This window comes from Vibrio ostreicida (assembly GCF_013074385.2).
Taxonomy (GTDB): Bacteria; Pseudomonadota; Gammaproteobacteria; order Enterobacterales; family Vibrionaceae; genus Vibrio; species Vibrio ostreicida.
Map to the genome: position 1 here is coordinate 131,660 of NZ_JABEYA020000005.1, position 14,080 is coordinate 145,739.

Annotated in this window: 14 protein-coding genes; 9 read left to right on the top strand and 5 right to left on the bottom strand. The window is 49.0% G+C overall.

Annotated features, from left to right (window positions below; translation table 11 throughout):
- Positions 1 to 3: 3 nt before the first annotated feature.
- From HLM86_RS09805 to HLM86_RS09815, 3 genes are read right to left on the bottom strand one after another with little or no spacing between them, the layout of a single operon-like run.
- Positions 4 to 1,608 carry a carboxyl transferase domain-containing protein gene (locus HLM86_RS09805; protein ID WP_076588802.1) on the bottom strand — a complete coding sequence of 535 codons (1,605 nt, stop codon included), beginning with the start codon at positions 1,606 to 1,608 and terminating at the stop codon, positions 4 to 6.
- A 10-nt stretch (positions 1,609 to 1,618) separates the two neighbouring features.
- A complete protein-coding gene (locus HLM86_RS09810; protein WP_076588801.1) occupies positions 1,619 to 2,788 on the bottom strand; it encodes an isovaleryl-CoA dehydrogenase in 1,170 nt (389 codons plus the stop codon).
- A gap of 56 nt (positions 2,789 to 2,844) precedes the next feature.
- Positions 2,845 to 3,222: a MerR family transcriptional regulator gene (locus HLM86_RS09815; protein ID WP_076588800.1), complete on the bottom strand. Its 378-nt coding sequence runs from the start codon at positions 3,220 to 3,222 to the stop codon at positions 2,845 to 2,847.
- Between the two features lie 247 nt (positions 3,223 to 3,469).
- Between HLM86_RS09815 and HLM86_RS09820 the strand changes: the two genes are divergently transcribed.
- From HLM86_RS09820 to HLM86_RS09850, 7 genes are read left to right on the top strand one after another with little or no spacing between them, the layout of a single operon-like run.
- A complete protein-coding gene (locus tag HLM86_RS09820) occupies positions 3,470 to 4,666 on the top strand; it encodes an acetyl-CoA C-acyltransferase (RefSeq protein WP_170882683.1) in 1,197 nt (398 codons plus the stop codon).
- A gap of 18 nt (positions 4,667 to 4,684) precedes the next feature.
- Positions 4,685 to 6,178, top strand: coding sequence for a CoA-acylating methylmalonate-semialdehyde dehydrogenase (locus HLM86_RS09825; protein ID WP_143678192.1), 1,494 nt, complete (start codon positions 4,685 to 4,687; stop codon positions 6,176 to 6,178).
- Between the two features lie 11 nt (positions 6,179 to 6,189).
- Complete coding sequence (locus HLM86_RS09830) at positions 6,190 to 7,344, top strand: acyl-CoA dehydrogenase family protein (protein WP_170882682.1); 1,155 nt, start codon at positions 6,190 to 6,192, stop codon at positions 7,342 to 7,344.
- A gap of 18 nt (positions 7,345 to 7,362) precedes the next feature.
- Positions 7,363 to 8,151 (top strand): enoyl-CoA hydratase, encoded by a 789-nt coding sequence (locus tag HLM86_RS09835; protein ID WP_170882681.1) that lies wholly within the window; start codon positions 7,363 to 7,365, stop codon positions 8,149 to 8,151.
- Between the two features lie 8 nt (positions 8,152 to 8,159).
- Positions 8,160 to 9,290 (top strand): enoyl-CoA hydratase/isomerase family protein, encoded by a 1,131-nt coding sequence (locus HLM86_RS09840; RefSeq protein ID WP_170882680.1) that lies wholly within the window; start codon positions 8,160 to 8,162, stop codon positions 9,288 to 9,290.
- Positions 9,291 to 9,330: 40 nt separating this feature from the next.
- Complete coding sequence (mmsB, locus tag HLM86_RS09845) at positions 9,331 to 10,233, top strand: 3-hydroxyisobutyrate dehydrogenase (RefSeq protein WP_170882679.1); 903 nt, start codon at positions 9,331 to 9,333, stop codon at positions 10,231 to 10,233.
- 11 nt (positions 10,234 to 10,244) lie between these two features.
- Positions 10,245 to 11,003, top strand: a complete 759-nt coding sequence (locus HLM86_RS09850) for an SDR family oxidoreductase (RefSeq protein ID WP_170882678.1) — start codon at positions 10,245 to 10,247, stop codon at positions 11,001 to 11,003.
- Between the two features lie 52 nt (positions 11,004 to 11,055).
- Here the strand turns inward: HLM86_RS09850 and bamJ are convergent, their stop codons facing one another.
- Both bamJ and HLM86_RS09860 read right to left on the bottom strand, forming a co-directional pair.
- Entirely contained in the window at positions 11,056 to 11,529 is a 474-nt protein-coding gene (gene bamJ / locus HLM86_RS09855; RefSeq protein ID WP_170882677.1) for a BamJ family beta-barrel-assembly machinery protein, read from the bottom strand.
- 17 nt (positions 11,530 to 11,546) lie between these two features.
- The gene (locus HLM86_RS09860; RefSeq protein WP_076588793.1) at positions 11,547 to 12,167 is read right to left on the bottom strand and encodes a thioredoxin domain-containing protein; all 621 of its coding nucleotides are present in this window, start codon (positions 12,165 to 12,167) and stop codon (positions 11,547 to 11,549) included.
- Between the two features lie 229 nt (positions 12,168 to 12,396).
- On the opposite strand from HLM86_RS09860, the gene HLM86_RS09865 reads away from it, so the two are divergent.
- Both HLM86_RS09865 and HLM86_RS09870 read left to right on the top strand, forming a co-directional pair.
- Complete coding sequence (locus HLM86_RS09865) at positions 12,397 to 13,014, top strand: OmpA family protein (protein WP_170882754.1); 618 nt, start codon at positions 12,397 to 12,399, stop codon at positions 13,012 to 13,014.
- Between the two features lie 102 nt (positions 13,015 to 13,116).
- Positions 13,117 to 13,887 carry a transporter substrate-binding domain-containing protein gene (locus tag HLM86_RS09870; protein WP_076588792.1) on the top strand — a complete coding sequence of 257 codons (771 nt, stop codon included), beginning with the start codon at positions 13,117 to 13,119 and terminating at the stop codon, positions 13,885 to 13,887.
- Positions 13,888 to 14,080 lie beyond the last annotated feature (193 nt).

Here is a 14,080-nt window from a genome sequence, read left to right on the forward strand (position 1 = left end):
CCCTTACATTCTGAAGATGCCAAATTGGCTGTCAGGGATCGGCGCGCGCTCGGCCGCTCCAAGGGCTTGGGCCAAGATATGTCGCGTGTGTTTCGGGTCAATGATCCCATCATCCCAAAGCCGTGCGCTGGCGTAGTAGGGATGACCCTGCTCTTCATATTGTGCCACGATCGTTTTTTTGAATTCACCTTCCTGATATTCAGACCAAGGTTCGCCTTTGCGCTTCAATACTTCGCGTTTGACCTGAGTTAAAACGCCAGCCGCTTGTTCGCCTCCCATCACAGAAATACGCGCGTTTGGCCACATCCACATCAACGTCGGATCATAGGCACGGCCACACATTCCATAATTGCCAGCCCCATAGGAGCCACCGATGATGATGGTAAATTTCGGCACATCCGCACAAGCCACGGCCATCACCAGTTTGGCGCCGTGTTTAGCAATGCCGCCTTCTTCCACTTTCTTGCCCACCATAAAGCCAGTAATGTTTTGCAAAAATAGCAGTGGAATTTTGCGCTTGGCGCACAGTTCGATAAAATGGGCACCTTTTTGCGCCGATTCTGCGAACAAGATACCGTTGTTGGCAACGATACCAATGAGCTTACCTTCTATGCGAGCAAAGCCACACACTAAAGTCGTGCCAAAAAGCGCTTTGAATTCGTCAAAGTCTGAATCGTCGACCACTCTGGCGATCACTTCTCGGACATCGAATGACAGGCGAAGATCCGAATTGACGATACCGTAGAGTTCATCAGCCGGCAGCCGTGGTTCAAGCACGGCTTCTTTCATCACCTCGACAGGAGCTTGATTGCAGCTCGACAACGCTTGTCTGGCCATGTGCATTGCTTGCTGTTCGTTTTCCGCGTAGTAATCGGCAACGCCTGATTTTCGGCAGTGAACATCTGCGCCGCCCAGCGCTTCTTCTGACACGATTTCCCCTGTGGCCGCTTTAACCAGAGGTGGGCCTGCCAGAAAGATAGTCCCTTGATTTTTGACGATCACGGATACATCCGCCATCGCAGGAATGTAGGCACCACCTGCGGTACAAGGTCCAAGAACCACCGCGACTTGAGGGATACCTTTGGCCGACATACGTGCCTGATTGAAGAATATTCGCCCGAAATGGTCCTTATCAGGAAAGACTTCCGCCTGATGGGGGAGGTTGGCGCCCCCAGAATCAACCAAATAGATGCACGGGAGCTGACAGCGCTCTGCTATCTCTTGTGCACGGAGGTGTTTTTTGACCGTGAGTGGATAGTACGTCCCGCCCTTAACTGAAGGATCATTGGCCAACACCATGCAAGGTACGCCTTTGACATGGCCAATACCCGCCACGACGCCCGCACAAGGAATCGATTCTTGATAGACCTCCCAAGCGGCAAATTGACCTACTTCGAGAAACTCTGACCCAGGATCAAGTAACAAGTTTATCCGTTCCCGTACTGGCAATTTGCCTTTTTTACGTTGCCTTTCGACCGCTTTTTCTCCTCCACCTTGCTTAATCGCTTCAACATCGGCGTGGAGCTTGTCGACCAATTCTGACATTGCCTGTTGATTCTTGATAAACAAGGGAGAATCCGTCTTAATTTTTGTTTTTATAATTGCCATAACGTCCTCGTTAGCGTGATTCTTCAAACAGTTCACGCCCGATAAGCATCCTGCGAATTTCTGAGGTGCCAGCGCCTATCTCATACAACTTGGCGTCTCTGAGCAGACGGCCCGCTGGGAACTCATTAATGTAACCGTTGCCGCCAAGTAATTGGATGGCATCCAGTGCCAATTGGGTCGCAAGCTCCGCGCTATATAAAATCACGCCAGCGGCGTCTTTACGTGTCGTTTCACCGCGGTCACAGGCCCCAGCCACGGTATAGACATAAGCGCGCGCTGCATTGGCACGGGTGTACATGTCGGCCACTTTTGCCTGCACTAATTGGAACTCACCAATGGACTGACCAAACTGTTTACGATCATGAACATAAGGCACAACCAGATCGAGACAGGCTTGCATAATGCCCAACGGGCCCGCAGCAAGAACCACGCGTTCGTAATCTAAGCCACTCATCAACACTTTTACGCCCTGATTAAGTTCACCTAAGATGTTTTGTTTCGGCACCTTGCACTGATTAAAGACGAGTTCACAGGTGTTGGAGCCCCTCATCCCCAATTTATCTAGCTTCTGTGCAGTACTGAATCCGGGGAAATCACGTTCTATGATAAAAGCGGTGATACCCCTTGAGCCACCTTGAGGGTCCGTTTTCGCATACACCACCAATACATCAGCGTCAGGTCCATTGGTGATCCACATTTTGGTCCCATTAAGCAGGTAGTGATCGCCAATGTCTTCTGCTTTGAGTTGCATGCTGACAACATCTGAGCCCGCGTTCGGTTCACTCATGGCTAACGCGCCAATGTGCGAGCCATCAATCAATTTCGGCAGGTATTTCTCCCGCTGCTCAGGATTACCGTTGCGGAAAATCTGGTTAACACACAGATTTGAATGTGCGCCATAACTCAGCCCGACAGAGGCAGAAGCCCGGCTGATTTCTTCCATCGCGATAACATGAGCCAAATAACCCATGTTTGCGCCGCCGTACTGTTCATCAATGGTCACACCAAGCAGGCCCATATCCCCCATAAGCGACCACAAATGGTTGGGGAATTGATTGTCCTCATCGACTTTAGCGGCGATCGGAGCAATGTGCTCACGGGCAAAAGCATTTACGTGTTCCCGCAACATGTTAACGGACTCATCAAGCCCAAAATTGAGGGGGGTGTACTGAGATATCATAACGCCTCCGGTTCAGCAGAGTTTGCTGGTTAGGACGCCCAGTAGATTAACGACGCTTAACTCGCTTTTGAGCGGTTAAGCGCCTCTTCACATCGTTGACGTGCGGTACTCAAATCGTCGAGAACAATGGTAATATCCTCCAACTGACGACTGAGCACCGCTTCTTTTTCATCAATGATCTTAAGCATTTTAATCAACTGGGTATCGATTTGATTTGTATCGTAAAGCTCTAGCAAATCACGAATCTCGGCTAATGAAAATCCGAGCCTTTTCCCTCTTAAAATCAACTTCAGACGAACCCTGTCTCTACGCTGATAAATCCGCATACTTCCTTTGCGCTCAGGTTCAAGTAGGCCCATGTCCTCGTAAAAGCGAATGCTTCTTGTAGTGATATCAAACTCTTTCGCGAGCTCGCTGATTTTGAATGTTTCCACCAGATGAAACTCCCCATCGGTAATGATGATAAGACAATGACACTTTCCACTTACGACGGTAAAAAAGATTTTACAGGTTGTGAATGTGTTTCTTTACGTTAACGTAAATGTTAGTGCTATGCTTACGTAAACGTCAAGAAATATCATACAAAAAACAAATGGCTTGATAAGTGACCGCAAGAGTCCACTTTTTCTGTGTGGTACTAAATCAATCATGCCGTGACCCAACTGCTTTGAGGATAAGGCAATGCAAGAGAAAGAAATTTGGATCGTCGCTGCCAAGAGAACGCCAATGGGGCGCTTTCAGGGCATGCTCTCCGATTACTCGTCACCCAAACTCGGCGCCATCGCGATCAAAGCGGCGCTGGATGAACGAGCGTTATCTCCCCAATGGGTGGATGAGGTCTACATGGGTTGTGTGTTACCTGCAGGCTGTGGACAAGCACCCGCGAGACAGGCCGCTCTGGGTGCCGACCTTCCTCAAAGCACAGGGTGCACCACCATAAACAAGGTCTGCGGATCAGGGATGAAAGCGGTCATGCTGGCGCATGATCTCATTCGTGCTGGCAGCGCCACCTGTATTGTTGCAGGCGGCATGGAAAGTATGACCAATGCGCCCTATTTGCTTAAAGATTCACGATCAGGGATGCGTATGGGGCACAAATCGACCTACGACCATATGTTCTTAGATGGCCTACAAGATGCCTACGAAGGCGAGTTGATGGGGGTTTATGGTCAGCATACCGCTGACAAACTCGGTTTTACTCGTGAACAAATGGATGAATGGGCAACCTTGTCAGTATCGCGCGCCAATCAAGCCCAACAACAGGGGCGATTTGCCCAAGAAATTGCCCCGATTTTGCCGACGTCGGAACAATGTTTGGATTATGACGAGCAGCCGCGATCAATCAAACCGGAAAAGATACCACGACTAAAACCCGCATTCGCTCAGGACGGCACCATCACCGCTGCGAATTCGAGTGCAATTTCAGATGGTGCTGCTGCCTTGGTGATCATGGATGCTGAGTCAGCTAAAAAGCGGGGAGTCGAGCCATTGGCGGTGATTAAAGGGCATACCACTCATGCGCGGACGCCCGCTGAATTTACCCTCGCACCGATTTATGCCATCGAAGATCTCTTATCTAAGTTGGCGTGGTCTGCCGAGGAGGTCGACGGGTGGGAAATCAATGAGGCGTTTGCTGTCGTCACACAAATTGTGGTCCAGCAGTTGAGTCTGGATAGCGAAAAAGTCAATCCCAATGGCGGCGCGTGCGCACTCGGCCACCCGATAGGCGCGAGCGGGGCAAGGATTTTGGTCACACTCCTACATAGCCTGCGTCAACATCAGGCGCAGCAACAGAACAAGCGAGTGATGCGAGGTGTTGCTTCACTCTGTATTGGTGGCGGCGAAGCCACTGCAATTGGTATTGAAATACCCGTTTAGAAAGAAAAGGATATCATCATGATACAGTCAGTTCCCTTATACATTGGCGGTGAATTCTGCCAGTCACAAACCGAACAATGGGTCGAGGTGACGAACCCAGCGACCAGTGAAGTGATTGCCCGAGTTCCCTGCGCAACAGAGCAGGAAATGGAACAGGCAATCAGCAACGCTCAAGCGGTGTTTCACACTTGGAAAAATGTCGCGGTTTCTGATCGAGCACGCGTGATGCTTCGCTATCAACACTTGTTAAAAGAACATCACGATGACCTCGCGGTGTTACTTTCTCAAGAAACCGGAAAAATCCTCATCGACGCTAAGGGCGATATTTGGCGTGGCATCGAAGTGGTTGAACAAGCAGCCAATATTGCCAGCAATATGATGGGTGAGACGGTCGAAAACGTCGCCACAGAGATTGATACTTATTCGATGATTCAGCCTCTTGGTGTGTGTTGTGGTATTACACCGTTTAACTTTCCAGCAATGATTCCGCTATGGATGTTCCCACTCGCAATTGCCGCAGGGAATACCTTTATTTTGAAACCTTCAGAACAAGTGCCTTTGACGGCGATGAGGTTAGCAGAGTTGTTTGAGCAAGCGGGCGCGCCGAAAGGCGTTTTGCAAGTGGTCCATGGTCAGAAAGAACAAGTCGACAGGCTGCTTGTCGATCCGACCATTCGCGCGGTATCTTTTGTCGGCTCGGTTCCAGTCGCCCAGTATATATACAAAACAGGCACCGACCATAACAAACGGGTACAAGCCTTCGCTGGGGCCAAAAACCATATGGTAGTGATGCCTGATGCCAATAAAGCACAGGTGATCAACAGCTTGGTCGGCTCCTCAGTCGGAGCAGCAGGTCAACGCTGTATGGCGATTTCGGTGGCCGTTTTTGTCGGCAGTTCGAAAGAATGGATGCATGATCTAAAAGTGGAAATGGCCAAAATGAAGCCCGGTGGGTTCGACGACAGCAACGCTGCCTATGGTCCGTTGATCAGCGATACCGCTAAAAACCGTGTGATCGACTTAATAGAGCAAGGTAAAGCACAGGGCGCAATCTGTGAGCTCGACGGTACTCAGTGTCAGGTCCCGGGGATGCCACAAGGTCATTGGCTCGGCCCAACCTTGTTCAGCGGTGTGACGACGGATATGTCTGTATACCAGCAAGAGATATTTGGTCCGGTGTTGTTGTGCGTTGAAGTTGAAACTCTTGAACAAGCCATCGAACTGATCAATGACAACCCATACGGTAATGGGACCTCTATCTTTACCGCCAATGGCGCAGCGGCTCGCAAGTATCAACATGAAATCGAAGTCGGTCAAGTTGGCATCAATGTGCCCATTCCGGTTCCATTGCCTTTCTTCTCGTTTACGGGGTGGCGCGGCAGTTTTTATGGTGATTTACATGCTTATGGTAAGCAAGCGGTTCGTTTTTATACTGAAACCAAAACCGTTACTGCTCGGTGGTTTAATGATGATATTCCAACAGGACCTAACCTCACTATTCAGTTACGATAATCGGAGGCAAAATGGATTTTGAACTTAACGAAGAGCAACGCGCTTTTGCAGAGACAGCCCGCCAGTTCGCGAGCGACGTATTGGCGCCTATGGCTGCCGAATGGGATGAGAAACACATTTTTCCGAAGGACGTATTAAAAGCCGCAGGCGATCTTGGTTTTCTTAGCCTTTATACGCCAGAGCAACAAGGCGGGCTTGGCCTAAGCCGTCTTGATTCGTCGATCATTTTTGAACAATTGGCGATGGGCTGCACCTCGACCACCGCCTTTATGACCATTCACAATATGGTCACATGGATGATCGCCAGCTTTGCCACGCAACAAGCCAAAGATCAGTTCTGCCCACCGTTAGTCTCCGGTGAATGGCTCGGTTCATACTGCCTTACAGAACCCAATGCTGGGTCCGATGCAGGGTCACTGACCACGACCGCTGTCAAACAAGGTGAGCATTACGTTCTCAACGGTGGCAAGGCGTTTATATCTGGTGCTGGCGAAACCGATGTTCTGGTGGTGATGGCACGGACAGGTGATCACGGCGCCAAAGGGGTCTCTGCGTTTATCGTGCCCGCGGATGCTGAAGGTGTCAGCTACGGTCGCAAAGAGCCTAAAATGGGCTGGAATAGCCAACCGACCCGAGCCGTCACCCTCGATCAGGTTAAGGTGCCCAGTGCCTATCTGTTAGGCGAAGAAGGGCAGGGTTTCACCTTTGCGATGAAAGGGCTCGACGGCGGACGCATTAATATTGCGACCTGTTCAGTCGGTACGGCTCAACAAGCACTCAATCAGGCATTGCAATATGTTCAGGAACGCAAGCAATTTGGAAAAGAACTGGCCCAGTTTCAAGGTTTGCAGTTCCGACTCGCGGACATGGTGACTGAATTGGTTGCGGCCAGACAAATGGTACGTTTGGCGGCGAGCAAGCTTGACAATCAGGACCCAGAGGCGACCGCTTATTGTGCAATGGCGAAACGATTTGCGACGGATGCGGGCTTTGAGATCTGCGATCAAGCCCTTCAGTTATATGGGGGCTATGGCTACATCAAAGAATATCCGATGGAACGCCATTTTAGAGATGTCCGTGTTCATCAAATTCTTGAAGGGACCAATGAAATTATGCGCCTGATCATTGCTCGACGTGTACTGAGCGAAGGTTCGCAATTACTTTAATCATAAGGAGGCTCAATCATGAGTCATTCACAAGCAAGTGGCATCGAACACGAAATTCGTCATCATGTTGCGTTGATAACGATTAACAATCCTCCCGCAAATACTTGGACGGCGCAAAGTCTTAGCCAGCTGAAAACGTTAATCCTTGAACTGAATGCCAACAAAGAGGTGTATGCCTTAGTGTTAACGGGGCACGGCAACAAATTCTTCTCAGCAGGCGCAGATTTAAAGCTGTTCGCCGACGGAGATAAAACGGTCGCGGTCGATATGGCACGTTTATTTGGTGAGGCGTTTGAAACGCTCTCTGCTTTCAGAGGCGTGTCGATTGCTGCGATCAACGGGTATGCGATGGGAGGAGGCCTCGAAGTCGCATTAGCCTGTGACATTCGCATTACTGAAGAACAATCGGTGTTGGCGCTGCCTGAAGCAAAAGTTGGCTTGTTGCCTTGTGCCGGAGGCACCCAGAATCTGACCGCGTTAGTTGGCGAAGGCTGGGCGAAGCGCATCATTCTTTGTGGGGAACAAGTCAGGGCAGAAAAAGCCCTCACCATCGGGTTGGTGGAAGAAGTCGTTAACCAAGGCCACGCCCTTGACGCCGCAATGAGTTTGGCGGAAAAGGTCGCAGAGCAGTCTCCTTCTTCTGTTACCGCCTGTAAAACCTTGATTCAGAATACACGCAACCACTCTATTCACCACGGTTTGATCAAAGAAAGAGAACTTTTCATCGGCTTGTTTGACACGGATGATCAGGCAGAAGGGGTCAATGCCTTTCTCGAAAAACGCCAGCCGCAATGGAAAAATAGCTAGGAGTCGTTATGACAGAAACCGTTGTTTTTGAAGAATTCCCTTGCCGAGATGGTCAATGCCACATCGCAGTAGCAACGCTCGATAACGTCGCTTCCCTCAATGCACTGACATTCGATATGCTGTCTCTGCTTAAAGATAAGCTAGAGCATTGGCAAAACGATGAGCGCATTGCTTGTATCCTGCTAGAAGGGCGTGGTGACAAAGCGTTCTGCGCCGGAGGGGATGTGCGTACCATGCATCAGGTGATGAGCTCCCAGTCCCAAAAAGACATCGAGCAATTCTGCACCACGTTCTTTAAACTTGAGTACGAATGCGACTATCTGATCCACACTTACCGTAAACCCATCATCGCGTGGGGAGAAGGGATTATCATGGGCGGTGGGATGGGCTTGTATATGGGCGCAAGCCACAAGGTTGTGACACCCTCTTCACGATTGGCGATGCCAGAGGTCAATATCGGTTTATACCCTGACGTAGGGGCGACGTGGTTCCTCAATCGTCTTAAGCAAGGTGTTGGTCTCTTTTTAGGCATGACTGGCGCGATGGTTAATGCCTCGGACGCCATTGGTATTGGGCTCTCCGATTATATGGTCATGCCAGAAGCGAGGTCGAACGTCATCGCTCAACTTCAGGCGCAAGACTGGGCCAACATTGATGATACCGACAACGTTGTCACGGAATTGCTGGTCGAATTGGGTGAGCAGGTTAATGGTCATCGTCCTGATGCGCAAATGTTGCCTTTGATGGACGAGATTCAGGCAGCATGCAGTGCCCCATCCGTGTCTGAAGTCAGTCAGAATATACTCGCCATGCAGGGCCAAAGTAAATGGCTCGATATTGCCAAACACAATCATGCGAGTGGAAGCCCTCTTTCCAGCCACTTATGCTTTCGGCAAATTCGCCAATATCACCATTTGTCATTGGCGGAGTGTTTTCGACTTGAGCTGAATTTGTCCGTAGGTTGTGGTTTGTTGGGGGAGTTTTGTGAGGGGGTGCGGGCACGCCTGATTGATAAAGATGGCGAGCCAAATTGGACATTTAACCATGTCGATGGGGTAGACGATAAGGTGGTCGATACCCTGTTTCGCTCGCTTTGGCCTCAGCATGAGCACCCATTGGCCAAACTCGGCCAATATTGATGGATCAATTAACCTTCTGTATTAGAAAAGGAATCTCATTATGACGACCATTGCGTTTATAGGTTTAGGGAATATGGGCGGCCCTATGGCCGAAAACTTGCTCTCGGCTGACAACTCGATCCGTGTGTTTGATTTGGCACCCGAAGCCAGTCAAAAATTAGCGGCGGCGGGGGCGTATGTCGCCGCCTCAATAGAAGATGCGGTTAAAGGGGCACAAGCGGTTGTGACCATGTTGCCAGCCAGTCAGCATGTTAAGGCCGTGTATTTGGGAGAAGGTAATCAAGGACAAGGGTTACTTGAATGGGTTGACGATGGAACATTTTTGATTGATTCATCAACCATCGATCCTGAGTCGGCGAGAATGGTGGCTCAAAGTGCAGCAGAGAAAGGGCTTGATTTTGTTGATGCGCCCGTTTCCGGCGGCGTTGCTGGCGCTCAGGCAGGTACGCTGACCTTTATTGTCGGTGGATCGGATGCTGCTTTTCGCAAAGCGCAAGATATTCTTGAGCCTATGGCGAAAAATATTTTCCACGCGGGCAAAGCCGGTGACGGACAGATGGGCAAGATCTGCAACAATTTGATGCTAGGTATTATCATGTCAGGGACGTGTGAAGCGCTTAATCTGGGTATTGATAATGGCCTCGACCCTGAGGTGCTGTCCAATATTATGTTGCAAAGTTCAGGAAGAAACTGGGCGTTGGAGTTATACAACCCATGTCCGGGCGTCATGGCGTCATCGCCAGCAAGCAATGAATATCGGCCCGGATTCATGAGTAAACTGATGCAAAAAGACCTTGGGTTGGTGCTAGATACCGCAACTAAGAGTGGTTCCAGCGTTCCAATGGGCGCTTTAGCAAGAAACCTGTATGCTTTTCACAACGCAAAGGGAAATCAGGAGCTAGACTTCTCAAGTTTGTTCGAGTTTTATCAATCTAACAAGTAGTGGGGTGTGCAATGGATTTGAAAAACAGTGTGATCGCGATTACTGGGGCGGGTCAAGGTTTGGGTCAGATGATGGCAATTACCATGGCACAGGCGGGGGCGGAACTGGCTCTCCTCGACGTCAATGAAGAAGGGCTGATTGAAACCAAAGAACAGTGCAATATGCTCGGGGTCAAAGCGCTGACCTACAAGGTCAATGTGACTCAAGAACAAGAAGTTGAGCAGACCTTTAGTGACGTTGTCACTGACTTTGGCCAGCTTGATGGGCTGATCAATAATGCGGGTATTTTACGTGATGGCTTATTGATTAAGGTTAAAGACGGAGAGATGACCAAAATGTCGCTTGCGCAATTTAGCGCCGTCATAGATGTGAATCTCACCGGGACTTTTTTATGTGGACGTGAAGCTGCAGCTCAGATGATCAACACTCAACGCAAAGGGGTGATCATTAACATCTCAAGTGTCGCGAGAGCTGGCAACATTGGTCAAACCAACTATGCCGCCTCTAAAGCGGCCGTGGCAACACTCGCAGCGACATGGGGTAAGGAGCTGGCTCGTTATGGGATTCGTTCTGCGGCGATTGCGCCAGGTGTGATTGAAACTTCAATGACTTCGGCGATGAAACCAGAAGCCCGTCAACGCCTTGAAACGATGGTCCCCGTTGGTCGAATGGGTGACGCGAAAGACATTGCTCAGACAGCCAAGTTTATCTTCGAAAACGATTACATCAATGCACGGGTGTTCGAGATTGATGGCGGCCTCTTTATGTAACTTGACGAAAAAGAAGTCACAGGCACGCGTGATGCGTGCCTGTCAATAGCAATTACTGAATTTCCAACAATTCCACATCGAAAATTAGGGTGGCAGCCGGCGGGATAGGGCCACTTCCACGCTGACCGTACGCAAGAGTACTTGGAATAAATAAACGAAATTTGTCGCCTTCACTCATGTAGGTTAACCCTTCCTGCCAACCTTTGATCACTTGATTCAGTTTAAATGAAATCGGCTCACCGCGATCGACAGAACTATCAAAGACAGTGCCGTCAATCAGTGTTCCGTGGTAATGGACCTTCACCTTGTTGGTCACACTCGGTTTGATCGTGCCATGGCCTTTATGAAGCACTAGGTATTGAAGGCCACTTTCAGTAGTGACAACCTGCTCTTGCTTAGCATTATCGAGAAGAAAGGCTTGTCCGGCAGCGAAGTTTTCTTCACCTGCTTTTCCGGTCATTAATGTTCGGTAGATAAAAAAACCAGCCAGCACGAGGACAACGATAGGAATAATAATTTTCGACATGATTTTGTTCCGTTCAATTAGGGTTGTTGAATTAGGTAGCTAATGGTGTTGGCGATGCCTTGAATATCCTGATGGCCCGATAACAGTACCTGATATTTACCCTTAACAATAAAAGTAGGTACAGCGTTAATTTGTGCCTGTTCAGTGACGTCTTGGGGAAGCGCCATTACCTCGACAAGCTGCGCCTTTTGCGTCGCGGAAAGCTGGTATGGGCTGCGTAACTGACGAGCATCAAACGCGGTATCAATCGCCTTTTTGATGTCGTCTTCTGTTGGCGAACCAGGCATCTGAACCGCGTTAAACAATTCAGACATCATCGCGTGATCGGGCTTTTTGCCGAGTTGCATCTGCGCTGCATAATAGATAATTGCGCCGATCTGAGCACTTTGGTTGAAGGTCACGTGAAGTTTACCAATATCTTGCTTGGTTAAAGATTCAAGTTCGGGAAGCCAGCTTTCCATGTTTTTGCAGTGGCCACAGTTGAGTGAAAACACTTCTGTGACGGTGGGCAAGGTCTCAAAAGAAACGCCTGCAGGTAAGGCTTGGTAGTGTTTCCCCAGCTGAGGAAGATCACCATCAGTACAACTGGCCAAGAGGAGGATCATGCCTAACCCAAACCAGACGCGGATTGCTTTCATAGTTTTTACTCTTTATCACCGCTGACACAAAAGGGCGGCCAGCGAAAAAACGTCGACAGATCTTACTCTTTCACGGCGCGTAACTAAATAGCAAACCACCAAAAAACAACGTAATCTTTCTTGAGTTGGATAAAACAGGTTTGTGAACTGAAATGGTCAATTATCATTAAAGTATTGGTAAAATTGCCGATACAAGGGAAGTATCAAAACAGAAATGAGCGATGGAATGATGAAATATCTCGCCCTACCAATCTTGTTGCTCCTCACAGGGTGCGGCAATCTGGTCAAAGAAGTGCGCTACCTCTCCGATGATATGTTAGAAACGGCGCCGAAGACAGATTATGAAGTTCGCTATCCTCAGTGGCGGGATGCTCCCAAGTTTGCGACCTCTGACGTCGAAGGACCACTTGGACAAGCGCGCACAACCAGTTACGGTGATTTGCAATCTTTCTTGACCAAAAATGGGGTGGATTACGAAGTGTTGCCCGGTAATCACATCATGGTCAAGCTAACAGACACGATCAAATTCACCACTGGGTCCTCTCGGGTCCAGCCTAACTCAGCCTATTGGCTCGATATGATGGGGCGCTATTTATCGACTCAGCCGGCGATTGATGTGGTGATCGACGGGCACGCCGACAACACGGGTGCAACCATGTTCAATGACGGCCTATCGATGCGCCGAGCGGCAGCGGTCAAACAGCAGTTAGTGCGAAACAATGTGGCAATGAATGCCATTTATACTCGAGGTTATGGCGAATCTGTTCCCGCTTGTAACAACAATACCCGTGCTGGTAAAGCCTGTAACCGACGAGTCGAGGTCCTTTTTATCGTTTCAAACAATTGAGTTAGACGAACATATTTGAACATGCCATAAGCCAAGACTAGACTTACAAAGTCGTTTCGCGCCGCATCCGGTACCATTTGTCTTTACTAGCATGGACTTATTATGTCGCATCCGTTTATCAGTGCACTAAGTGCGTTGTTTGTTTTTCTCTTGTTGCCATGCCACTCGTTTGCCCAAGAGCCCATCAACATAGTGGTGGGCGGGGATTATCCACCTTATCATTCTGAATCCTTGCCCGGCTATGGTCTCAATACACAAATTGTGACTGCCGCCTTTAAAGCAAAAAATGTCGATGTGAGTTATCGTCATCTTGATTCGTGGCAACAAGCGTTTGATGATGCGAAACAGGGCAACGCTGACGCAACGGCCTTGTGGGAGTTTAACCCAGCGTATCTCAGAGATTTCTATGTGAGTGATACTGTGTATAAAATTAATGCGCATTTTTATCACAAGAAAACGTTAAAGTTCAACTGGGATAACGTCGCTGATCTTCAAGGGCTGACCATCAGTGCACTCTTTGGCGGCTTTTATGGCGATGATTTCGAAGAGGCGGAACGCAAAGGTGAAATTACAGTGATCAGAACCCATGACGAAAAAGAGAATGTCATGAAACTGCTTGACGACCAAGTCGATATCGCGCCTTTATATATTGCCTATGTCAACTATGTGCTCAAATCAGAAGGGCTTGAGTCTGAGCTTGGTAATTTGACCTATCACCCTAAACCCTTGTTCATTAATTCATTACATTTATTGTTGCCTAGAGCGCGCGACGACAGTCTGGAAACCATGGAAACCTTTAACCAAGGATTAAAACTGATCAAGGCCGATGGCACGCTGCAAGCGATTCTAAACGCCCATTTAAACTATCGTTAACCCTTAAGTTAAACGCATTATAATGCCCTGTTACCCAACGCGGTGAAATTCCGCCGACTACTTTCGTTTTCTTTCCTTATTCATTCAAACGAAACCTGAAGCGGCGTTCTCACTTATTGTCGTCAAAGTCGAACCTTCTCGATATTAGGCCAAGTCTCAGCGTCTAAACTCCCCGAGCATAATTGAATACACC

Excerpts from the sequence above, each read along its gene's own strand:
- HLM86_RS09805 (WP_076588802.1), bottom strand. The coding sequence starts at position 1,608 with ATGGCAATTATAAAAACAAAAATTAAGACGGATTCTCCCTTGTTTATC.
- HLM86_RS09810 (WP_076588801.1), bottom strand. The coding sequence starts at position 2,788 with ATGATATCTCAGTACACCCCCCTCAATTTTGGGCTTGATGAGTCCGTT.
- HLM86_RS09820 (WP_170882683.1), top strand. The coding sequence starts at position 3,470 with ATGCAAGAGAAAGAAATTTGGATCGTCGCTGCCAAGAGAACGCCAATG.
- HLM86_RS09825 (WP_143678192.1), top strand. The coding sequence starts at position 4,685 with ATGATACAGTCAGTTCCCTTATACATTGGCGGTGAATTCTGCCAGTCA.
- HLM86_RS09830 (WP_170882682.1), top strand. The coding sequence starts at position 6,190 with ATGGATTTTGAACTTAACGAAGAGCAACGCGCTTTTGCAGAGACAGCC.
- HLM86_RS09835 (WP_170882681.1), top strand. The coding sequence starts at position 7,363 with ATGAGTCATTCACAAGCAAGTGGCATCGAACACGAAATTCGTCATCAT.
- HLM86_RS09840 (WP_170882680.1), top strand. The coding sequence starts at position 8,160 with ATGACAGAAACCGTTGTTTTTGAAGAATTCCCTTGCCGAGATGGTCAA.
- mmsB (WP_170882679.1), top strand. The coding sequence starts at position 9,331 with ATGACGACCATTGCGTTTATAGGTTTAGGGAATATGGGCGGCCCTATG.
- HLM86_RS09850 (WP_170882678.1), top strand. The coding sequence starts at position 10,245 with ATGGATTTGAAAAACAGTGTGATCGCGATTACTGGGGCGGGTCAAGGT.
- bamJ (WP_170882677.1), bottom strand. The coding sequence starts at position 11,529 with ATGTCGAAAATTATTATTCCTATCGTTGTCCTCGTGCTGGCTGGTTTT.
- HLM86_RS09860 (WP_076588793.1), bottom strand. The coding sequence starts at position 12,167 with ATGAAAGCAATCCGCGTCTGGTTTGGGTTAGGCATGATCCTCCTCTTG.
- HLM86_RS09865 (WP_170882754.1), top strand. The coding sequence starts at position 12,397 with ATGAAATATCTCGCCCTACCAATCTTGTTGCTCCTCACAGGGTGCGGC.
- HLM86_RS09870 (WP_076588792.1), top strand. The coding sequence starts at position 13,117 with ATGTCGCATCCGTTTATCAGTGCACTAAGTGCGTTGTTTGTTTTTCTC.